At 56.4% G+C, this 20,224-nt stretch carries 19 protein-coding genes; 9 read left to right on the forward strand and 10 right to left on the reverse strand.

Features of this window, described 5'->3' with window-relative positions; genetic code table 11:
• Position 1: 1 nt before the first annotated feature.
• Positions 2-1,339 (reverse strand): PAS domain-containing sensor histidine kinase, encoded by a 1,338-nt coding sequence (locus tag L1F30_RS02610; protein WP_253358977.1) that lies wholly within the window; start codon positions 1,337-1,339, stop codon positions 2-4.
• Complete coding sequence (locus L1F30_RS02615) at positions 1,329-2,717, reverse strand: sigma-54 dependent transcriptional regulator (RefSeq protein WP_253358978.1); 1,389 nt, start codon at positions 2,715-2,717, stop codon at positions 1,329-1,331. The genes L1F30_RS02610 and L1F30_RS02615 overlap by 11 nt, the downstream gene beginning before the upstream one ends.
• Before the next feature lie 204 nt (positions 2,718-2,921).
• On the opposite strand from L1F30_RS02615, the gene L1F30_RS02620 reads away from it, so the two are divergent.
• From L1F30_RS02620 to L1F30_RS02630, 3 genes are read left to right on the forward strand one after another with little or no spacing between them, the layout of a single operon-like run.
• The gene (locus L1F30_RS02620; RefSeq protein ID WP_253358979.1) at positions 2,922-4,232 is read left to right on the forward strand and encodes an efflux RND transporter periplasmic adaptor subunit; all 1,311 of its coding nucleotides are present in this window, start codon (positions 2,922-2,924) and stop codon (positions 4,230-4,232) included.
• 31 nt (positions 4,233-4,263) lie between these two features.
• Entirely contained in the window at positions 4,264-4,947 is a 684-nt protein-coding gene (locus L1F30_RS02625) for an ABC transporter ATP-binding protein (RefSeq protein ID WP_253358980.1), read from the forward strand.
• Between the two features lie 10 nt (positions 4,948-4,957).
• On the forward strand, positions 4,958-7,456 hold the full coding sequence (locus L1F30_RS02630) for an ABC transporter permease (protein ID WP_253358982.1): 2,499 nt from the start codon (positions 4,958-4,960) through the stop codon (positions 7,454-7,456).
• A gap of 282 nt (positions 7,457-7,738) precedes the next feature.
• Here the strand turns inward: L1F30_RS02630 and L1F30_RS02635 are convergent, their stop codons facing one another.
• Positions 7,739-8,593 carry a lysozyme inhibitor LprI family protein gene (locus tag L1F30_RS02635; protein WP_253358990.1) on the reverse strand — a complete coding sequence of 285 codons (855 nt, stop codon included), beginning with the start codon at positions 8,591-8,593 and terminating at the stop codon, positions 7,739-7,741.
• A 219-nt stretch (positions 8,594-8,812) separates the two neighbouring features.
• Here L1F30_RS02635 and L1F30_RS02640 point away from each other — a divergent pair, with 219 nt between their 5' ends.
• On the forward strand, positions 8,813-9,439 hold the full coding sequence (locus tag L1F30_RS02640; RefSeq protein ID WP_253358992.1) for a class I SAM-dependent methyltransferase: 627 nt from the start codon (positions 8,813-8,815) through the stop codon (positions 9,437-9,439).
• A gap of 28 nt (positions 9,440-9,467) precedes the next feature.
• Here L1F30_RS02640 and L1F30_RS02645 read toward each other — a convergent pair whose 3' ends face one another.
• The 5 genes from L1F30_RS02645 to L1F30_RS02665 all read right to left on the reverse strand — a co-directional run bounded on the left by L1F30_RS02645 (position 9,468) and on the right by L1F30_RS02665 (position 15,165).
• Entirely contained in the window at positions 9,468-10,541 is a 1,074-nt protein-coding gene (locus L1F30_RS02645) for a prenyltransferase (RefSeq protein ID WP_253358994.1), read from the reverse strand.
• The gene (locus tag L1F30_RS02650) at positions 10,538-11,251 is read right to left on the reverse strand and encodes a class I SAM-dependent methyltransferase (protein WP_253358996.1); all 714 of its coding nucleotides are present in this window, start codon (positions 11,249-11,251) and stop codon (positions 10,538-10,540) included. The genes L1F30_RS02645 and L1F30_RS02650 overlap by 4 nt, the downstream gene beginning before the upstream one ends.
• Entirely contained in the window at positions 11,238-12,566 is a 1,329-nt protein-coding gene (locus L1F30_RS02655; protein WP_253358998.1) for a glycosyltransferase family 4 protein, read from the reverse strand. Before L1F30_RS02655 ends, L1F30_RS02650 begins: the two co-directional genes overlap by 14 nt.
• Before the next feature lie 186 nt (positions 12,567-12,752).
• On the reverse strand, positions 12,753-14,807 hold the full coding sequence (locus L1F30_RS02660; protein WP_253359000.1) for a TonB-dependent receptor: 2,055 nt from the start codon (positions 14,805-14,807) through the stop codon (positions 12,753-12,755).
• Between the two features lie 67 nt (positions 14,808-14,874).
• On the reverse strand, positions 14,875-15,165 hold the full coding sequence (locus L1F30_RS02665; RefSeq protein ID WP_253359002.1) for a hypothetical protein: 291 nt from the start codon (positions 15,163-15,165) through the stop codon (positions 14,875-14,877).
• Positions 15,166-15,366: 201 nt separating this feature from the next.
• Between L1F30_RS02665 and L1F30_RS02670 the strand changes: the two genes are divergently transcribed.
• The 5 genes from L1F30_RS02670 to hisF all read left to right on the forward strand — a co-directional run bounded on the left by L1F30_RS02670 (position 15,367) and on the right by hisF (position 18,594).
• Positions 15,367-15,717, forward strand: a complete 351-nt coding sequence (locus L1F30_RS02670; protein ID WP_253359004.1) for an STAS domain-containing protein — start codon at positions 15,367-15,369, stop codon at positions 15,715-15,717.
• Positions 15,718-15,787: 70 nt separating this feature from the next.
• Complete coding sequence (gene hisB, locus L1F30_RS02675; protein ID WP_253359006.1) at positions 15,788-16,378, forward strand: imidazoleglycerol-phosphate dehydratase HisB; 591 nt, start codon at positions 15,788-15,790, stop codon at positions 16,376-16,378.
• Positions 16,379-16,381: 3 nt separating this feature from the next.
• Complete coding sequence (hisH, locus tag L1F30_RS02680) at positions 16,382-17,032, forward strand: imidazole glycerol phosphate synthase subunit HisH (RefSeq protein WP_253359014.1); 651 nt, start codon at positions 16,382-16,384, stop codon at positions 17,030-17,032.
• 38 nt (positions 17,033-17,070) lie between these two features.
• The gene (gene hisA / locus L1F30_RS02685; RefSeq protein ID WP_253359016.1) at positions 17,071-17,799 is read left to right on the forward strand and encodes a 1-(5-phosphoribosyl)-5-[(5-phosphoribosylamino)methylideneamino]imidazole-4-carboxamide isomerase; all 729 of its coding nucleotides are present in this window, start codon (positions 17,071-17,073) and stop codon (positions 17,797-17,799) included.
• A gap of 21 nt (positions 17,800-17,820) precedes the next feature.
• Positions 17,821-18,594, forward strand: coding sequence for an imidazole glycerol phosphate synthase subunit HisF (hisF, locus tag L1F30_RS02690; protein WP_253359018.1), 774 nt, complete (start codon positions 17,821-17,823; stop codon positions 18,592-18,594).
• A gap of 211 nt (positions 18,595-18,805) precedes the next feature.
• Here the strand turns inward: hisF and L1F30_RS02695 are convergent, their stop codons facing one another.
• On the reverse strand, positions 18,806-19,033 hold the full coding sequence (locus L1F30_RS02695) for a DUF6316 family protein (RefSeq protein WP_371922644.1): 228 nt from the start codon (positions 19,031-19,033) through the stop codon (positions 18,806-18,808).
• A 294-nt stretch (positions 19,034-19,327) separates the two neighbouring features.
• Positions 19,328-20,224: a divergent polysaccharide deacetylase family protein gene (locus tag L1F30_RS02700; protein ID WP_253359020.1), complete on the reverse strand. Its 897-nt coding sequence runs from the start codon at positions 20,222-20,224 to the stop codon at positions 19,328-19,330.

Consider the following 20,224-nt stretch of genomic DNA (forward strand, 5'->3'; position numbering starts at 1 on the left):
GTTAAAAATTCAGGTTAAAGGTGGCGCCGCCACCGGGTGTTGCATGAACGGTGAGCGTGCCGCCGTGGGCCAACATGATTTGCCGGCTCAATGCCAGGCCAACGCCGCTGCCCTCGGTTTTGGTGGTAAAAAACGGCACGAAAATTTTATCGGCAATATTGTCGGCGATGCCGGGGCCGTTATCTGCCACTTGTATCACCGCGCGCCCGCGCTTGGATAAATGGGCTTTCAAGGTAAGCGAGGCGGAGGCATGGCCTGCGAGTGCGTGCAGCGCATTTTTTACAAGGTTGATGATCACCTGCTCAATCATATCGCGGTCTAACACCGCCTCCAGTGAAGAGGGCTCTGTATGGCATTGCAACTGCACCTTGGCCGCAGCGGCCTCGGGCGCCATGAGGGCACGAATATGGGTGAGTAATTCACTGATGCTGCAGCGCTGCTTTTGGGGCGTGGGCAGGCGCGTCATCTGCCGGTAGCTGGAAACAAATCCAAGTAAATTTTCTGCGCGCCTTGCCAAGGTGTCTACCGCTTGTTGCAAATCGTCAATGTTTTCCTGATTGATTTCCTCTTGCAGCTCGCGGGCCAGGCTACTTGCCGTGTGTGCCAATGAGGAAACCGGGGTAATGGAATTCATGATTTCATGGGTCAGCACGCGTACCAAATCTTGCCAGGCTTGCAATTGCGCGCCTTCAAGTTCGCTTTGAATATCTTGCAGGCTAATCAGCTTTTCAGTGGTGGCACTTATGCGCAGCTGTGCTGCGGTAACAATCAGCTGGTGCTCTATATCATCTACCACGCACTTCACCACGCGGCGCTCACCCACAGGCAGTGTGTGTAGCTGCGCTGCAAAGGTTTGGCCAAATTGTTCCAGCTGGGTTGTGTTCACCACAGGCACTGTGCCGAACAGGCGGCGCGCGGCGTTATTCCACAGGGTAATGCTGCCGTCATTAAACACTGAGATAAGCGGCACCGGCACGTGCTCCAGCAGGGCCCGCAAATGCCGCAGCTCCTGTTCTTGCTCCGAGCGCTCGGCGCGAATGCGCGCAAGAATGTCTGTAAAGGTGGTGCCCAACTCGTCAAAGCCCGCGCCTTGGTTGTTGAGATCAAATTGCTGGTTAAAATCGGCGTAGCGCGCAGCGCCTAAAAAGCGCGCAAGTTCATTGTTGGTGCGGCCAACAAAACGCACAATGGCCCAGCATTGCAATATCACCGCCGCCAAAACCAGCGCGCAGGTAGCGTAGTAGCCGGGCTGAAACAGCAACCAGGTGAAAGCCAGCAAACTTAGCAGTACCAATGTCAGGCGCAGAGTAAGCACCAGGCTGAAGCGTTTAAAGGCCATGTTTTTCCATCCTGCGGTAAAGGGCTGCGCGGGTTAGGCCAAGTTCTTTGGCAGCGTGGCTGATGTTGTAGCCGTGCTTTTTTAAGGCCGTTTGAATAATGCGCTGCTCCTGGCGCACCAGATTTAAATCTTCAGGCAACTCCCGGCTTGCCGATGCCCCGGCATAGGTCTGTTCGGGCGGCATGTCCAAAGGGAAATCGGCCACTTCAAATTCGGGTGTTTGCGACAAAATAACCGCGCGCTCTATGGCGTGGCGCAAGGCTCGCACGTTGCCCGGCCAGCGGTAGTGGGTGATGGCAGCCAGGGCTTGTGGGCTGAATTCACGGGGTGCCTGGTGGTATTTCTGGGCGTAAACCCGGGCATAGTGGCGCGCTATGAGGGCGATGTCCTGCCCGCGCTCACGCAGGGGTGGCAGCTGTAACTCAACGGTATTCAGCCTGAACAATAAATCCTGGCGGAACCGGGTTTCGTCACGCAGTTGCGCCGGTGGCAGGTTGGTTGCGGCAATCACGCGCACATCAAAGGGTTGCGATTGATTGGCCCCAAGGGGCGTGACGCGGCGCTGCTCAAGCACCGTTAATAATTTGGCCTGTAAATGCAGCGGCAGGTTGCCCACTTCATCCAAAAACAAGGTGCCGCCATTGGCCGCTAACAATTTGCCAAGCCGATCTTCCTGGGCGCCGGTAAAGGCCCCTTTGCGGTGGCCAAAGAGCTCGCTTTCAAACAAGGTTTCGGCAACGGCGCCCAAATCGATGGCCATAAACACCTGATCTTTTCGGAGGCTTTGGGCGTGCAATTGCCGGGCAACCAACTCTTTGCCGGTGCCATTTTCACCCAAAATTAACACGTTGGCATCAGTGGGAGCCGCGCGGGCTACCAGGCCCATCACTTGCTGCATGGCGGGGCTTGCACCCAGCAAGGCACTGGTGCGATTGGTATCAGACAGCAGCTGGTTAGCCTGGCGCAGGGTTTGGGTTTGCTTTTGCGAGGCGCGCAATTTCAGTGCAGCCGATAAAGTGGCCACCACTTTTTCGTTTTGCCAGGGCTTGGCAATAAAATCGGTGGCGCCAAGCTTCATGGCTTCAACGGCAATGTTCACCCCGCTGTGCGCGGTAATCATAATCACCACGGCCTGTGGGTCTTGGCTCAGAATTTTTTTAAGCCAGTAAAAGCCTTGCGCACCATCAGATTCGCCGGGGCTGAAATTCATATCCAGCAAAATGGCGTCAAAGTCGTGCTCGGCCAAAAGCTGTGGCAGTTGGCAGGGGTCGCCGGTGGTGGTGATTTTTGCCAGGTGCCGCTTGAGCAGCAATTGGCCGGCGGTTCGAATGTCTGGATCGTCATCCACTATCAGCAGGTGGCCGCTGCGTTCACTCATGGGAAGTTCCTTTTTTACTGTCCGCAATCGTACAGCGAGTGTTCGTATTCGTACAGTTGGCAGGCGGGCTCAATCGTCTTTTTTATGTAAGTGCTTATTATCGTTAGGGTTTTTGTGTTGGCACTCTGCTTGCAAATATACCTGTAGCAATGCGGGTGTACCGATTCAGGTGGCCTGTCGGGAAGTTACAGCAGGATTAATGCAATGGAAAACTCACAAGCCATACCGCTTCGCGCCACCAAGGCGAGCTCGGGTGCTGCCATGGATCGCGTGGTGGTCACGCCCCAGCGGCGCTGGCTTAAAATATTGATGATGGCCGCGGGCGGCCTGGCAGTTGCGGTACTCATTGGGCTTGCCATCGGCGCCGGGCAAAATCGGGCTTACACCATCGATGGCGATCGCCTGCAGCTGGCCCAGGTGCACTCGGGTATCTTTGAAGATTTTATTCCCGTGCGCGCACGGGTAACGCCGCTAAACACGGTTTTTTTGGACGCCATTGAGGGCGGGCGCATTGAGCGGGTGCTGGTGGAAGACGGCGCACTCCTGGCCGCCGGCGACCCCATTGTAGAGCTCTCCAACACAAGCCTGCAGCTAGAGGTTACCCGCAACGAGGCCGCGGTGACCGAGCAGTTGAACAACATGCGCAGCATTGAATTGCAGCTGGAGCAAAACCGGCTGTCGCACAAGCGAAATCTTGTGGAAATTAACTATCAGATAACCCGCCTCACGCGTCTGGTAAGCCGCCAGCGCAAGCTCAGTGAAAGCCAATCCATTTCGCTATCGCAATTGCAAGATACCGAAGACGAGCTTGCCTATTACCAAGCGCGCCGCCAGGTCACCTTGGAGAGCCAGCAAACCGATGCCCGCATGCAAGATGCGCAGTTGGCGTTTCTTCGCTCGGCCGCTGTGCGCCTTGAACAAAATCTGGAGTTTTCGCGCGCCAATTTGGATGCGTTGAAAGTGCGCGCGCCGGTGGCGGGCAAACTTTCGGGCTTTAGTGCCGAGGTTGGCCAGAGTATTGATCGCGGCGGGCGACTGGGCCAAATAGACGATCCGGATAACTACAAATTGATGGCCGGTATCGATGAGTTTTACCTGGGCCGGGTAGATATTGGACAGCGCGCAAGTTTTGATATGGCCGGCAATAGTTACCAGGTGGAAGTGGCAAAAATCTACCCGCACGTAAGTAACGGCCAGTTCCAGGTTGATTTGCTTTTCCCCGGGCAGGAGCCCGCCGGCATCCGCCGCGGCCAGACGCTACAGCTGAAGCTCATGTTGGGCGACGCCGAGCCCGCCACCCTCATTCCCAACGGCGCCTTCTACCAGGATACCGGTGGCCAATGGGTATTCGTGGTGACAGATGACGGCCAGGGTGCCATGCGCCGCAACGTGCGCCTGGGCCGCAGGAACGCCCGCTTCATTGAAGTGATTGAAGGCTTGGAGGTGGGTGAGCAGATAGTGACTTCCCCTTACAGCAGTTTCATAGATATGGACAGATTAGTGTTGTCGCACTGATCAACGCCCACAAAAAAGAAAGGAAAATACCATGATTAAAATGCACAACATGTCGCAAATATTTCGCACCGACGCCGTAGAAACCGTGGCCCTTAACAACATTAATATTGAAATTGCCGAGGGTGAATTTGTAGCCATTATGGGGCCTTCGGGCTGCGGAAAATCCACCTTGCTCAACATTTTAGGCATGCTCGATTCGCCCACCCAGGGTAAGTACCTGTTTAAGGGTGAAGATGTTGCAGGTTATGGCGAGTCGAAGCTGGCGGCCATTCGAAAGCGCAACATCGGGTTTATTTTTCAATCTTTTAATTTAATTGATGAGCTGAGTGTTGCTGAAAATATCGAGCTTGCGCTCTTGTACCACGGTATTTCGAGCTCAGAGCGCGCCCGCAGGGTCGCCGAGGTGATGGATCGCGTGGGCATAGCGCACCGCGCAAGCCACATGCCAAGCCAACTCTCGGGTGGCCAGCAGCAGCGCGTGGCGGTTGCACGCGCGGTGGTGGGCAAGCAATCGTTGATTTTGGCCGATGAACCCACCGGCAACCTGGATTCGGCCCATGGCCAAGAGGTGATGGAAATGCTGCAGCGCCTGAACGCAGAGGGTTCCACCATTGTGATGGTTACCCACAGCCCGGCCCACGCCGACTATGCCAAGCGCACCATTAATCTTTTCGATGGCCAGGTAGTAACTGAAAACCTGCGCGCCGTCGTGTAAGGAGCTCACCATGTTCAAGAACTACCTGCAGGTGGCCTTGCGCAACCTGGTCAAACACAAACTTTACAGTGCCATTAATATTGTGGGTTTGGCCGTAGGCCTTGCCGCATGCATTTTGATTACGCTGTTTGTGCGCGATGAATTTACCTACGACACCCAATGGGCCAAGGCTGAAAAAATTTACCGCCTAAACACCACCTTTGCCATTCCCGGGCGCGAGCCGTTCATCACGGTGTCGGCGCCGGGGCCTGCAAAACAGGCGCTACTTGACTACTTTGGTGAAGACATTCTGCACACTGCGCGCATAACCAATATGCACCCGGTGGTACGCTACGGCGATAGGGTAAATGAAGAAACCATAGTCTGGGCCGACAGTGCCTTTGCTGAAATGATCGATTTCCCCGTTGTGTCCGGCAACATCAAGGCCGCGTTGGGCGACAATGCAAGCCTTGTGGTAACGGAAGCTTTTGCTAAACGCATTTTTGGCACCAACAACCCGCTGGGTGAAGTGGTGAGCATGAGTTTCTACGATACCGTGCGCGATTATCGTGTGGCGGCGGTCATAGAAGATTTGCCCCATAACACCATCTTCGATATTGAAGCCATGGTGATGATCGATGAGCAGGATTTCAAATCCTTCCCGTGGATGTTCTCCCAGTGGACGAGCGTAAACCAGTATTTGTTTTTCGAGCTAAAAGATGGCGCCAGTATTGAAGCGCTGCACGCGCGCATGCCAGACTTTGTTGATCACTACATCAAGCTGCCACCTGCGGCAGGCATTAAGGGCAAGGCCTCTGATTTAATCACCATGACGCCGCAGCGCCTGCTGGATATTCAATTGAACCCTCACGGGCCTGTGGGCGGTGAGATGAAGCCCACTGGCAGTATTGATAATGTCATGCTATTTGCGGCCGTGGCTGCGTTGATTTTGATTATTGGCTGTATCAATTTTATGAACCTGGCCACCGCTAAATCTACCCAGCGTGCAAAGGAGGTTGCGCTGCGCAAAGTGCTGGGTGCAAGCCGGCCACAACTGGTTGGCCAGTTTATGGGTGAGTCTTTATTGCTTGCGCTGTTGGGCTTGTTTTTCGGCGTGGTGTTAGTGGAGCTTGTGTTGCCCGCTTTCGGCAATTACGTGGGCAAAACACTGGTGCTGGACTACACCGACGCAGCCAATTGGTTATTGCTTTTAGGGCTGATAGTCATAGTGGGGTTGCTGGGTGGTGCCTACCCTGCCTTGGTGCTTTCGGGGTTTCAGCCAGCGCGGGTACTCAAGGCCAATAAATCTGCAGAAACCCGCGGTTCTGCCAACTTGCGCCAGGTGCTGGTAATCGCCCAATTTGCCATTTCCGTGTCGCTAATTATTTGTACCTGCCTTGTGTACGGGCAAAAGTTCTACCTGATGAATATGGATGCAGGCTTCAGCAAAGACCAGCAGCTACTGGTGCATAATCTGGGTAATGCCGGGGTGCGGGACAAACGCGATGTGATCAAGCAGCGCATAGGTCAACTGCCCGGTGTGGAGTCTGTGGCGCTGCACGCAGATCCACCGGCTTCGGGTAATGAAAGCAATATTTCAGTGCGTATTCCCGGTGATGAAAGCCAGCAAAGCCAGTTAATTGGCGTGCAATCAATAGATCACGATTTTTTTCCCACCTATGAAATTCCACTGCTTGCCGGTCGCAACTACGACATCAATCGCCCGGCCGATGGAATGCCTGCCCCTGAAAGTTTGGTGCCGGGTCAAAAAGGCCAAGGTACCATTATTGTGAACGAAAGTGCGTTGGGTAAATTTGGTTTTGGCACGCCCGAGCAGGCGCTTGGTAAGGTGATTGAGGTGGGCGTTGATTTTAATCCGAATCAACCCACTATGGTCGACCTCACCATTATTGGTGTGGTGCCCGATATGCACTTTCAAAGCCTGCGTCGGGTGGTGCGGCCGGAAATTTATCAGCTTAATGCCAACAACTGGCGCACCTTGACGGTCAGGTTTTCAGGTAATGGCAACCAATTGGTAAAAGATATTCAGGAGGTATGGCGCTCGCAAGTAACCGATGAGCCTTTTCGCCACCAGTTTGTGGTTGATCGTATGGCCGGTGAATTCGAACAGGAAAGTCGTCAGTCCACGCTCCTTGGTATCTTCGCGGGTTTGGCCATTGTAATAGCCTGCCTTGGGCTTTACGGCTTGGCGGCATTTACTGCCGAGCGGCGCACTAAGGAAATTGGCATTCGCAAGGTGATGGGTGCCCGTGCTCGCGACATAGTGGCCTTGATGCTGTGGCAATTTTCCAAGCCTGTGCTGTTGGCCAATGTGATTGCCTGGCCACTTGCGAGCTGGATTATGATTAACTGGTTATCGCAATTTCCCTACCGCTTAGATAGCTGGGTGCTCATACCCGTATGTCTTGTGGCGGGCGCTTTGGCCTTGGCCATCGCCTGGTTGACAGTGGGCGGCAACGCGGCCCGGGTGGCAATGGCTAACCCCGTAAAAGCCTTGCGATACGAGTAACATTAACACGCAGGGGCGGTGGCAATAGAATGTGTCATCGCCCTTTTTTGTTGCCAGATATTGGGTAGGCGCATAGTGGCCCAGCCGTCGGGTTTATCGCGCGCACATGCACTGGATGAATTTTGCACCCAAGGTACTTGCCTGGTACATAGTGCCGGTTCCGAATATGAGCCGCTATGATTGCCTGAATATTTGCAGCTTGACTTAAACGGATTTTCATCAGCCAATGCTCATATTGAAACGCCCTGTGATCTATCTCTTGATGCCTGCTAAACAGGGCAATTACTCATTGGATTGCCTGCAGTGCAGGCTGGCTGCCTGATAACCCCATTGAATCCACGCCTCGTCGCCTTTTTGGGCAAATATTTCGTTGCGCCCGTGGTAGAGGGTTTTGGGTTGTTGGGTATCGCGCAACATCAGCGACGTGCTGTCGCCGCGCTCGGCAATAAGTGTGGGCGGTTGGGTGTCGAAAAAGGTGATGATGAATTCGTTTTTAGGGTCGTTTTCGCAGTAAAAACTTACCGGGCCTTGGTAATTAACCAGCCGGTACCGGGCCTGTAGCTCGGCGATGCGCTGGGTGTAATTTTGCGAAACACAGGCCTGTTTGTCTGCGGCCTTCCAGCAATCGTTGCGGCCTTTTATCCAGCCCCGTTGTTCGGCGGCAAGCCGTGGCGGGTGTTCATTGGTGGCCTTTTGCTTCGCTTGTTGGTAAACCTTGGCAAGTTGCTGGTCTAGTTCTGCCAATGTGCTGTTGCTGCAGATCATTTGCTCAACGTCGGTTAGAGATGATTGCTTGCAATCAAAGCTTGGGGCGGCAATGGACGCTGAATTGAACACCTGCTCGTGAATGTACTCACACCAGGCGCGGCTGTTGCGCGCAGGTGTTGTGGGTTTACCGCGAATGCCTAGTTTAAATTCAATCACCGATTGCCATTCCAGAGAGCCGAGGTCTGGCCCGTGGCCCTGGCCGTCGCCTGTGCTGATTTTTTCATCTACCGCTTGATACCATTGGGGCGAGCAAAGTGGCTCGCTATTTACCTCGCTTGTTTTGTTGGCGTGGGAGGCTGTGCAGCCAGTGAGTACCATCAGCAACAGCAGGGCCGAGCAAAACTTGGTCAGGTTAAAGGGCGAAATCATAAGCGAGCGCTCCGTGGCAGATGCGTTTATGGCAATGTTCAATGGCGATAGCAGTAGGGGTTTTGCAGCCAGCCTACAGCCGAGCCTAGCGTTTGCATGCAGTCAGGTCAAAGCCAAGGGTTGCAGTATTTAAACGGGCCCTGCGGTTTTACTGCTGCGGTGGGCCGGGCCTTGAGGTAAGCTGTGCGCCTTTATTGTTGCAACCAACGAGAGTATTGCATGAAATTGTTACAGGTCCCCGAATTCGACATTCAATCTGTGAAAGGGTTTCTTGCCGATGACGAAGGTGAGGGGCTGTACCAGCTGGCATTGACCGCCAGTCAAATGGGCCCGTGCCTTGAGGTGGGCAGCTATTGCGGCAAATCCACCGTGTATTTGGGAGCCGCCTGCCAGCAGCAGGGGCAAACATTATTTGCAGTAGATCATCACCGCGGGTCGGAAGAGCACCAATTGGGTGAGGAGTATCACGATCCGGAACTCTACGATGGCCAAGCACAAAAGATGGATAGTTTTCGCACCTTTCGCGATACACTGCAGCGCGCGCGATTGGAATACACGGTAGTGCCTGTGGTAGCACCATCGGCGGTGGCCGCACGCCATTGGGCCACACCCTTGGCATTGGTATTTATTGATGGCGGCCACGCGCTGGAAACTGCGCTGGCTGATTACCGCAGCTGGGCCGCCCATGTGATACCGGGTGGCTTGCTGTTAATTCACGACATCTTTCCAGACCCGGCCGATGGCGGCCAGGCACCCTACGATATCTACAAGCTGGCGCTGGCCTCGGGGCTTTTTGAAGCGCTGCCCACCATCAACACCCTGGGTGTATTGCGCCGTATTGCCTGAGGTTTTTCTGAGCGCAGTTATTGCGCTGTTAAACGCCAAGCCCCTGCTTGCTGGCCCGGCTGCTGGGGGCAAGCAGGTTGACTTCTGTGAAGAGTTTGGCGGCCGGGGTGTGCTCTGTGAGTGCGTCTGCTGCCAATAAAATTGCGCCACTCGTCCAGGTGGTTTTTTCTTCAGGCCAAATGGCTTTATCGCGAAACTGGTAGCCCATCCAATAGCCGCCATCGGCATCTAAAAACTGGTGCAACCAGCTGTAGAGGTTTACCGCGCGGGTGTGATCGCCAATGGCCAGCAGCGCCATGGTGAGCTCGCAGCTTTCGGCAATGGTGACCCAGGGCTCGTCACTCACACACCGGCACCCCAGGTTGTGCTCTACAAATTCGCTCCAGCGGCTGTCGATGCGCGCGCGCGCCTGCTCGCCGGAAATTACGCCGGTAAGCACCGGGTAAAACCAATCCATGGAATAGCGTGCCTTGCTCTCCCAGGTGCGATCGAAACGCTCGGGTTTGTGGTTGATGCATTCAACCAGCAGAGTGCGCGCGCGCACCCAGTGGCGGGCATCCTCACCCAGGGTTACGGCAATATTTATGGCGCACTCCAGGCTCTTGGCAATGGAGCTATTGGCGGTAAGCAGTGCATCGTTGAGGCCGCAGTCGTTTTCATCTACGGCCCAGTCGATTTCGCCGTGCACACTTTGGTAGCGCAGCACAAAATTGATGGCGTTTTGTACCATTTGCCAGTGGTGCAGTAAAAAACTGTGATCACCGCTGATGAGGTAGTGGTGCCAAATGCCGGTGGCCACGTAGGCCACAAAATTGGTTTCGCGCTTTTCACGGCATACAGGTTGATTGTTGCGGTAGTGATTCCACCAGCTGCCGTCTACCCGTTGTTGATCTGCCAGCCATTGGTAGGCGTGTTCGGCGGCGGCCCATTGGCCAGCAATGGAAAGCCCCATGGCGGCCTCTGTGTGATCCCACGGGTCTGCTTTATCGCCGCGGTACCAGGGGATGCAACCGTCTTCGAGCTGTTGGCTCAAAATATAATTAACTGTGGGGGCGAGCAGGGCCTTCGGAAAGCGGCCTTTTTGCAGCAATAGCGATGTCACTGTGATTCCTCGGTGCGGTAGTACATCACCACACTTTTCCCCATCAGGGGGTTTAAAAGTTTTTCGAGCGTGCGCGTAAGCCAGGGCTTTTGCATTAAATCCCACACCAGTAACTTGTGGTACCAGGCAATAAGGCGCGATGAATCCTGGGTGTCCCAGAGCATGCATTTCAGCCACCAAAAAGGTGAGTGCAAGGCGTGGGCCCAGTGTTTTTTGTAGCGTATAAAGCCGTGCTGCTGCACTTCCTGATTGAGCTGGGCTGCGTTAAATATGCGCACATGGCCGCCTTCCACCTGGTGGTAGGCGCTGGAGTAGTGCCAGCAAATTCTCTCGGGCCAGGCCCTTGGCACGCTGATGGCCAGCAGGCCGCCGGGCTTTAACACGCGTTGAATTTCACGGAGCGCGCCCTGATAGTCGGGCAGGTGCTCTAACACTTCCGAGCAAATAATTTTATCAAAGCTGTGATCGGCAAAGGGCAGTGCGAGTGCATTGGCGCATTGCAGGTGAAAGCTTTTGTGCTTGGAGCCGGTGTTAAAAGGCGTAAAGCGTTCGCGGCTGGCGGCCAAATCTTTTAGCGATAAATCCACACCGTAGACATCCACATCGCCTGCGATGTAGGCATTGATGGCGTGGCGGCCCTCGCCGCAACCTAAATCCAATAGTTTGTCGCCGCGGGCCAGGGGGAAGTGGGTAAAATCAACGGTGAGCACGGGCGGCCTCCGTTGTGAGCATTTGGGTGCGGTAGTAGTGGGTGAGTTCTGCCGCTACCCGCGCCCAGCAGAAAGTTTCTTCAATGCGCGTGCGCGCTTTGGTGGCCAACATCTGGCGCCAGGCGGGCTTGTCAAATAATTGCGATACTGCCTCGGCAATGGCCCGGGCGTCGCCCGCCGGTACGCTGAGGGCGGCATCGCCCACCACTTCGGGAATGGCGCCGCCATTGGTGGCCACTAACGGCAGGCCGCAGGCCATGGCTTCGCCGGCGGGCAAGCCGAAACCTTCATAGAGTGATGGCACGACAGCCACCTGGCTTTGGTTGTAACGCGCCACCAACGCCTGCGTGCTGATGCCCGATACAAAATGCACGGCGTCTTCCAGCTGCAAGGCTTTTAGCCGCTGCTCGGTTTCGCCGCCGGCGTTTAATTTACCGATTACCGTAAGCTGGATGCCGGGGTAGTGCGGGCGCAACAGGTGCATGGCCTCCAGCAGATAGCGCAGGCCTTTAAGGGGCTGATCGGCGGAGGCGGTGGTAATCAGGCTAAAGGGTGTTTTGTTGGCGTTTGGGTCTGGCTTGAATACGTCTGTGTCTATGCCGTTGTGAATCAAATCAATGGCAGATACCGGGCGCTTAAAGCAGGCGGCGATATCGCTACGCGATTGCTCAGAGACGGTAATCACGTGTTTAAGTTTGCGCACCACTTTTTCTTGCATGGCGAGAAACGAATGCCAGCGTTTAATGAGCAGCCGCATGCCCCAGTGCTGTTCGGCGGCAAGCTTGAGCTCCAGGTCGCGGGTGATGGGGTGGTGCACTGTGGCCACCACCGGCAGGCCGCGTTTTTGAATATCCAAAAGCCCCCAGGCCAGGCACTGGTTGTCGTGCACCAGGTCGTACTGGTGGCCGTGTTGCTTTAAGTATTTGGCCACCCGGCGCCCGAAAGTGTAGGGCTCGGCAAAGCCGCCGGTGATTTTGGCCCACCACTCGTAGGTATCGGTATAGCTTTTCAGGTGCGACCATTTAAGGGCCTTAAGGGGCTCTTCTACGGCGAATAAATCAAGGCTCGGCATTTTAATTAGCCCCACGCCTTCCACCAGTTCTGGGTAGGGCGGGCCCGAGATCACATCCACCTTGTGGCCAAAGGCCAACAGCGCCTTGCTGAGGTAGTGCAAGTAAATGCCTTGGCCGCCCACGAACGGGTGCGAGCGGTAGCCGAGCAGGCAAATGCGCAGGGCGGGTTTGCCGTCTGCGGCCAAATCGGGCAGGGCCTGGGCAATATCTACATGGGCCTGAGCAAGCGAGCGTGCATTCATAGGGCGTATCGATTTGGGTGATTGCAGAGGTTATAGCGAAACAGGGCCGAGGCCAAGAGTGACCGATTATAGAGAGAGGGTCAGCGTGAGCCAAATTAAAAGCACGACTTAAGAGTCAGCGCGCTGCCTGAAACAAAAAAGCCCCCTGCCTGGGTGACCGGGGGCTTCAAACTGCTGTGGCGAGGCCTAGAAGGAGAAGCGCAGCCCCAGCTCTAACGAGCGCCCAGGCTCAGGCGCGTAGGCGCGCAGGAAGGAGTTGGCATTGCGAATCTCCGCATTGGCGAGGTTGTTGCCGCGCAGGAATACCAGCAGTGCTTGCTCGGCGCCTACATCGAAGGCGCGGCTCGCACTCAAATCTACCCGGGTGTAACCATCAACCGCCAGTTCGCCTTCGCCAGGGTGGCGTTGCTCGCTCACCTGGGTGGTACGCAGCTCGGCATTCCAGTGCTCATCGCCGTAGCTTAGCGCCAGGCCAATGCGGGCAGGGGTTATGCGCGGTACATCGGTGCCGTCGTCAAGTTCGGCGCGCACGGTGTCGCCGGTGAGGCTGATTTCCCAGTGCTGGGCAAAGGGCAGGCCCAAGGTTGCCTCGGCACCGTAAAAGCGCGCGTCTTGCTGGCTGAACTGATATACCGGCAACTCCTCCAGCTCTGCGCCTGTGTTGGCTTTGTAGATGAAGTTGTCGATCTGGTTGTTGAACAGGTTTACCTGCAAGTGCAGCGGACCTTCGTAGTGGTAGGCCAGCTCGAGGTTGTTACTGGTTTCAGGGCTGAGGTCGTCGTTGCCCAGAATGTAATTTTGCTCAGCCAGATGCGGGCCATTGGCAAACAGTTCTTCAACGGCCGGGGCGCGTTCTGCGCGGGCCAATCCGAAGGTGAGGTGGCTCTCATCGGTGAGGTGCCAGTGCGCGGCACCCGAGGCGCTAAAGGTGTTAAAGCTCTGGGCTTTGAGGCCATCGGGGGCGATGTCTGCGTGCTCGGCACGCAGGCCCAGCTCCAGCACCCACTGGCCGCTGGTGTATTCCTGCAGTGTGAAGGCGCCCAGGTTTTCGATATCCGAGCGCGGTATGAAGGCTTCATCACCAATGGCTGCGTAATCGCGCAGCTGGTATTGCATGCCCAATGCGCCGCGGTGCTGGTCGCCCGCGCTGTGAATCAGTTCGGCGCGGCCCTCCCAGGCTTTGTTGGTAAAGCGCGTGCCCACCTCGTGGCCTTCCAGCTCGGCGTGTTCGTAATCGGTATAGCCCAGGCGGTAGGTAATTTTACTGGCCCAGCCGTCGCCCAGGTTGTGCTCGCCTTTGAGGTCGTAGCGGGTTTGTTCCATGTCGATGCGAATAAATTCTTCGCCGTGCTCGTGCTCTTCGTCATGGTCGGCGTGATCGTCTTCCTCGTGGTGCTCGTGAGCACCGGGCGGAATGCCGTAGTTGTTGCCAGATTGCGCAACTGCCAGGCCAATGAAGCCTGCATCGTAGTGAAAGGCGGTGCCCAGGCTGTAGCTGTGGGCTTCGCGATCGGTATTTTCGATCAGCCCGTGCGCTTCGGCTTCGGCCTCTGCTTCATCCTCTTCTTCGTGCACCGAGTGATGGTGGGCTTCGCCTGGAATGCGTACATCCTTGCCGGTGCTGGTCACACCGTTTAAGTGCCACGCCCACTGCCCATTGCCGCCTTGAATAAAGCCAACCCCGGTTTGCTGCTCGTTTACCGATTGGTAACGCACTTCGGCCGCGCCTTCTATGCCATCAATGGGCGCGGCGGGAATGCGGTTGTCGAGCACGTTCACCACGCCGCCAATGGCGTTGTTGCCGTAGCGCAGGGTGGCAGGGCCGCGCAGCACTTCAATGCGGTCGGCCAGCAAGGGCTCAACGGTGTTGGCGTGATCGGGGCTGGAGCTTGCCGCATCGCCGGTGCCCAGGTGGTCTTGCATCACTTTCACGCGGTTGGCGCTTTGCCCGCGAATCACAGGCGCCCCCACGCCCGGGCCAAAGCTTGCAGAACTGATGCCGGGCTCTTGTTGCAGGCTTTCACCCAAGGTGGCCGCGGCTTTGCGGCGCAGGGCCTCGCCGGTTAATACCGAGGCAGGCTGGGTTAGGGTGTCGCCGGTTTTGGCAAAGGGCGATGCGGTAACCACCACCTCTTCAAGGTCAGAGCGTTCGCCATCGGCTGCGGCAAAGGGCGAAACGCTGGCAATAGCAACGAACAAGGCGGTACGGCCCCAAGCGGGGGTAGAAAAAGCAGAAAACATAAATAGCACTCCACGGCCCAAGCGCATGGCGCCGGGCAACAGCATTAGTCAAAAATGGTCTGGAAAATCAGGCTGATGCTTCGCGGGTGGTCGGGGGGTCGCGCTTGCCACGCTTTTCGGCGTTGCGGTGCAAACGGTGGTAGGGGGAAATCTCCAGCCACATGCCCGGTTCCGGGCGCTGGGCTTTGGGCACCTCTTCATTGCAGGCAAGGGCGTTCGCGTGCTGGCACAGGAAACACTCGGTTTGCAGCTGCTGGTGGTCGTGTTGAACCTCTACCGCTTGTGCAAACACCAGGCACAAGGCCAGCGCTGCCAGAAGCAGTGTGCGCGACTTGTTAAATTTGGTGAATGAAAACATAAGCTCGGTTTGAGTGGTTCAGGCCCAGTAGACTAGTCTACAAGTAGACGGGGCTTCTGCGCTAGGGGTAGCCATTGCGCAAAAAATCGATTTTTTAATCGTCTATTGCGGCAGTGCTGGTAAAATTGTTGCTTTGCCTGCTCTGGTTTACGGATTAGCGTTGCTAATTCTAATGTTTCGATACCCCTAGAGGATGTCTTGTTGAACAGTGATTTTAGCCAGTCAACCAACCCCGCCAACAAGGCCGGCAGCGAGGCGAGTTTCGGTGCCGATGCAACGCTCCATTTGGCGATTACCGGCCGCTTCGGGTTGGATGTTCATCAAGCCTTCAGAGAGGCCTACCGGCCCTACGTGGGCCGCGCGCGCCGCTGCGTGATAGATCTTTCCGAGTGCACAGGCATAGACAGCGCCGGCATGGCCCAGCTGTTAATCCTGCGAGACCTGCTTGGCCTGGCGCAGGCGCAATTTTTATTAAGTGGCAGTAATGAAGACGTGACCCGATTGCTTGGATACGCCAATTTCGACCAGTTATTTACCGTAATCCCCCGTTAGCACTGCTGGGCAGCTTTGCCCTCAGCCTATATAATCCCCGCTCCTCGAAAACCCGCCACCGGAGTCCGTAGTGGAGCGCACCGCTAAAGTCAGCCGCGATACGCTGGAAACACAAATCACAGTCGCGTTAAATCTTGATGGTTCAGGCAGGGGCAAATTTGCCACTGGCGTGCCCTTCCTTGAGCACATGATGGATCAGATCGCCCGCCACGGGATGATCGATCTCGACATCACCTGCAAAGGCGATACCCACATTGATGATCACCACTCGGTGGAAGACATCGGCATCACCCTGGGCCAGGCCATTGCCAAGGCCGTGGGCGATAAAAAGGGCATTCGCCGCTATGGCCACGCCTATGTGCCCCTCGATGAAGCCCTTTCGCGGGTAGTGATCGACTTCTCCGGCCGCCCGGGTTTGATCATGGAGGTGCCTTTTACCCAAAAGCGCATTGGCCAGTTTGATACCGAGCTGTTTTGGGAGTTCTTCCAGGGCTTTGTTAACCACGCCCAGGTGACCTTGCACATAGACACGCTGCGCGGCTTTAACGCGCACCATCAAATTGAAACCGTGTTCAAGGCCTTTGGGCGCGCGTTGCGCATGGCGCTGGAAGAAGATCCACGCATGGCAGGCCAAATGCCTTCCACCAAGGGCACGCTCTAGACCATGAGCCAGACCATTGCAGTGATTGATTACGGCATGGGCAACCTGCACTCGGTGTCCAGTGCCTTGCAGCATGTAGCCCCCGATGCCGAGGTGCGGGTTACCGCAGATCCGGCGGCGGTGGCCGCGGCAGATCGCGTGGTGTTCCCGGGTGTGGGTGCCATTCGCGATTGCATGGCCGAAATTCGCCGCCTGGGGTTCGATGCGCTGGTGCGCGAACAGGTGGCCAGCGGCAAGCCCGTGCTGGGCGTATGTGTGGGCATGCAGGCGCTCATGAGCCACAGTGAAGAAAACGGCGGGGTAGATTGCATCGGCATTCTGCCAGGCCAAGTGCGCTTTTTCGGCCATGACTTGCACGAGCCGGGCAGCCAAACCCGCTTGAAGGTGCCGCACATGGGCTGGAATCAGGTGGCCCAGGTAGATCACCCCCTGTGGGCCGGCATCGACGATATGAGCCGGTTTTATTTTGTGCATTCTTATTACGTGCGCGCGGAACTTGCCCATCAGGTGGTGGGGCGTTGCCACTACGGTGTGGATTGCGATGTGGCACTGGCCGCCGGCAATTTATTCGCCGTGCAATTTCACCCGGAAAAAAGCCACACGCCCGGCCTGCAGTTGCTGCGCAATTTTGTGGGCTGGAATGGTCAGCCCTAGCTGACCCTGTTTAATTTTAAAAAGTCTCAGGAACTCCCATGCTAATTATTCCCGCCATCGACCTCAAAGACGGCCAATGCGTGCGCTTGCGCCAGGGCTTGATGGATGATTCAACCGTATTCTCCGATGACCCGGTGGCCATGGCTGCGCAGTGGGTTGAGCAGGGTTGCCGGCGTTTGCACCTGGTAGATCTAAACGGCGCCTTCGAGGGCAAACCGGTTAACGGCGAGGTGGTTACCGCCATTGCCAAGGCCTACCCGGGCCTGCCCATTCAAATTGGCGGCGGCATTCGCAGTGCTGAAATCATTGAGGCCTACCTTGCGGCAGGTGTTAGCCATGTGATCATCGGCACCAAGGCCGTGAAAGAGCCCAAGTTTGTGACCGAGATGTGCAAGGCCTTTCCGGGCCACATCATCGTGGGGCTGGATGCCAAAGATGGCCTGGTGGCCACCGATGGTTGGGCGGAGGTTTCCAATGTGAAAGCCACCGAGCTTGCCAAGCGCTTTGAGGCCGACGGGGTGGATTCCATCGTCTATACCGACATCGCCCGCGACGGCATGATGCAAGGTGTAAACGTAGAGCAAACCCTGGCCATGGCAAAGGCCTCGTCTATTCCGGTGATTGCCTCAGGCGGCATCACCAATATGGACGACATTCGCGCGCTCAAGGCGGTGGCCGACCAGGGCATTTGTGGCGCCATTACCGGCCGCGCCATTTACGAGGGTAGCCTCAACATGGCCGAAGCCCAGCAGTTTTGCGACGCCTAAAGGCGCGGGAGGAAAACCACCATGGCACTGGCCAAGCGTATTATTCCCTGCCTGGATGTAGAAAATGGCCGGGTTGTGAAGGGCGTAAAGTTTCTTGATATTCGCGATGCCGGAGACCCGGTAGAAGTGGCGCGCCGCTACAACGAGGCCGGCGCCGATGAAATTACCTTCCTGGATATCACCGCCAGTCACGAAGAGCGCGACACCACCGTACACACAGTAGAGGCCATTGCCTCTGATGTGTTTATACCCCTGACAGTGGGTGGGGGTATTCGCAAAGTTGAAGACATCCGCCGTATGCTCAATGCCGGTGCCGATAAAGTCTCTATCAATTCCGCCGCGGTGTTTAACCCGGATTTCGTCAAGCAGGCCTCAGACAGATTCGGTGCCCAGTGCATTGTGGTGGCCATTGATGCCAAGCAGGTATCCCTTGCGGGCGAGGCCCCGCGCTGGGAAATCTTTACCCACGGTGGCCGCAAGCCCACGGGGCTGGACGCCGTAGAATGGGCCGCGCGCATGGCCGAATACGGTGCTGGTGAAATCCTGTTGACCAGCATGGATCAAGACGGCGTAAAAAGCGGCTACGATCTGGGAGTGACGCGCGCCATCAGCGACGCCGTGCACATTCCCGTGATCGCCTCAGGTGGCGTGGGCAACTTGCAGCATTTGGCAGAGGGCGTGCTTGAAGGCGGCGCCGATGCAGTGCTGGCCGCCAGTATTTTCCACTTTGGTGAATACACTGTGGCCGAGGCCAAGGCCTATATGGCCGCCCAGGGCATTGAAATGCGTTTGTAAGCCAATGCGGTTTAAATTTTTAAAGCCGCAATTTATTGCGGCTTTTTTGTGGGCGCCAGAATTTATTTGCAGCCGCTTGAATGGTTAAGGACGCAGCGCAAATCTTGAGAGCTCGCCGGGGTAGCGGGAAAGCCGGGTGTGTAAACGCCAGGCAGCAAAAAGCAGGCACTGTGTAAACAGTACCTGCGGCTCATCAAGAAAGTGGTGGTGCTTAGGCTGCGTGGCGGCCGTAGCGCTCGAGCGTGGGGATCAGCGGTGCGCCGGCGCCCATAATGAATTCAATGAATTCGCTGGCACCTTCGCGGGCTTCGCTCAGGTTGTCGAAGGGACCAATGGCCACGCCCTCGCGGGTATTGTAGTACCAGTAGTCGTCTTTCTTGAAAAAGCGTTCATGCCTTGAGGGGACCTGTCCCTGTTCACCCGTTCTTTGCATACTCATAATATTGCCTTTGCTCGTCATGTCAGCGTGCTGACTTACCGATCTCTGCTGCATCTACTGCAACACTGCGAGACCATTCCCTCAAACGAGGGGCCCATGTTAGAACCAAGCACACAATCCTCTGGGTTGCCTGATTCTTAGACCACGTAGATAGCGATTTGCTCCCGCAATTTCCTGCCTGCTGTGCAGCCGGCAAGTGCTGCGCGAAACCCATGCGCTATCTGGGTAAGTTTATCGGACGGAGGGCGTGTGTCTTATACCAATTTGGTATGAACTATATTAATTTTTATAATTTCAGCGCGCAGACTCTTGTTTCCAAGGTGTTTTTAGGCGCCAGTTGACGCTTTGGGTGTGACGGACTTCCGTTTGATTGTGTGACAGGTGTCTCAAAAATGAGTACAGGGGTACTAGTTCTACCTGTTTGTCCAGCTTTGCCAGCTCCGCTTCCAGCACCGCCAAAGTGTTGGGGTAGGGGTGGCCAATGGCCAGCGCATAACCCTGGGCTTGCGCAAGGGCAATGGCCTGGTGCAGTTGTTGCCTGATGGCGGCGGGCGATTGATCGTTATCCAAAAATACATCGCGCTCGGCGGTGGTGATGCCCTGTTGGCGGGCCAGGCTGAAGGCCACGCTCTGGCTGCTGGTTTTGCTGTCTACAAAATATTTGCCCCGCTCGGCCAGTGCCAGCATCACCGCCTGCATGGCCAGCGGTTGGCTGGTAAGCAGGCTGCCCATGTGGTTGTTCATACCCTGGGCCTGGGGGAAAGCATCAAAATGCGCGTGCAGGCGGCGCTGTATGTGGGTGGCCGGTAAATCGGCGGGCAGGCCACCCGGGTCGAGTTTGGCGTGATTCACCGTGGCCATGGGAATGTGTAGCAGCACATCGCGCCCGCGCAGCCAGGCGTTCTTGGCAAGTGCTTGCGAGTGTGGGGCCACCGGAAGCACTGCAAAGCTGATGGGGTAGGGCAGGGCAATCAGCGCATCGGCCGTGGCCCGCTGGTAGCCTATGTCGTCGATGATAATGGCAAGCTTGCCTAACGTGCGCGTGGCTGCGGTGGTTTGGGAAGTGGGCTGCGCGCCGGTGGCCTGAGCCTCTAAAGCCGGGGCCTGCGCGACCCAAATGCCAAAAGCCAGTACACGCCACGCCCTGTTGATCACACGGGTGGCGCGCCGTGCGCGGCCTGGGTGGGGCAA

The organism is Simiduia sp. 21SJ11W-1 (assembly GCF_024138675.1).
Classification (GTDB): Bacteria; Pseudomonadota; Gammaproteobacteria; order Pseudomonadales; family Cellvibrionaceae; genus Simiduia.

Excerpts from the sequence above, each read along its gene's own strand:
- L1F30_RS02695 (WP_371922644.1), bottom strand. The coding sequence starts at position 19,033 with ATGAGTATGCAAAGAACGGGTGAACAGGGACAGGTCCCCTCAAGGCAT.
- L1F30_RS02625 (WP_253358980.1), top strand. The coding sequence starts at position 4,264 with ATGATTAAAATGCACAACATGTCGCAAATATTTCGCACCGACGCCGTA.
- hisF (WP_253359018.1), top strand. The coding sequence starts at position 17,821 with ATGGCACTGGCCAAGCGTATTATTCCCTGCCTGGATGTAGAAAATGGC.
- L1F30_RS02610 (WP_253358977.1), bottom strand. The coding sequence starts at position 1,339 with ATGGCCTTTAAACGCTTCAGCCTGGTGCTTACTCTGCGCCTGACATTG.
- L1F30_RS02635 (WP_253358990.1), bottom strand. The coding sequence starts at position 8,593 with ATGATTTCGCCCTTTAACCTGACCAAGTTTTGCTCGGCCCTGCTGTTG.
- L1F30_RS02620 (WP_253358979.1), top strand. The coding sequence starts at position 2,922 with ATGGAAAACTCACAAGCCATACCGCTTCGCGCCACCAAGGCGAGCTCG.
- L1F30_RS02660 (WP_253359000.1), bottom strand. The coding sequence starts at position 14,807 with ATGTTTTCTGCTTTTTCTACCCCCGCTTGGGGCCGTACCGCCTTGTTC.
- L1F30_RS02630 (WP_253358982.1), top strand. The coding sequence starts at position 4,958 with ATGTTCAAGAACTACCTGCAGGTGGCCTTGCGCAACCTGGTCAAACAC.
- L1F30_RS02640 (WP_253358992.1), top strand. The coding sequence starts at position 8,813 with ATGAAATTGTTACAGGTCCCCGAATTCGACATTCAATCTGTGAAAGGG.
- L1F30_RS02665 (WP_253359002.1), bottom strand. The coding sequence starts at position 15,165 with ATGTTTTCATTCACCAAATTTAACAAGTCGCGCACACTGCTTCTGGCA.
- hisA (WP_253359016.1), top strand. The coding sequence starts at position 17,071 with ATGCTAATTATTCCCGCCATCGACCTCAAAGACGGCCAATGCGTGCGC.
- hisH (WP_253359014.1), top strand. The coding sequence starts at position 16,382 with ATGAGCCAGACCATTGCAGTGATTGATTACGGCATGGGCAACCTGCAC.
- L1F30_RS02655 (WP_253358998.1), bottom strand. The coding sequence starts at position 12,566 with ATGAATGCACGCTCGCTTGCTCAGGCCCATGTAGATATTGCCCAGGCC.
- L1F30_RS02615 (WP_253358978.1), bottom strand. The coding sequence starts at position 2,717 with ATGAGTGAACGCAGCGGCCACCTGCTGATAGTGGATGACGATCCAGAC.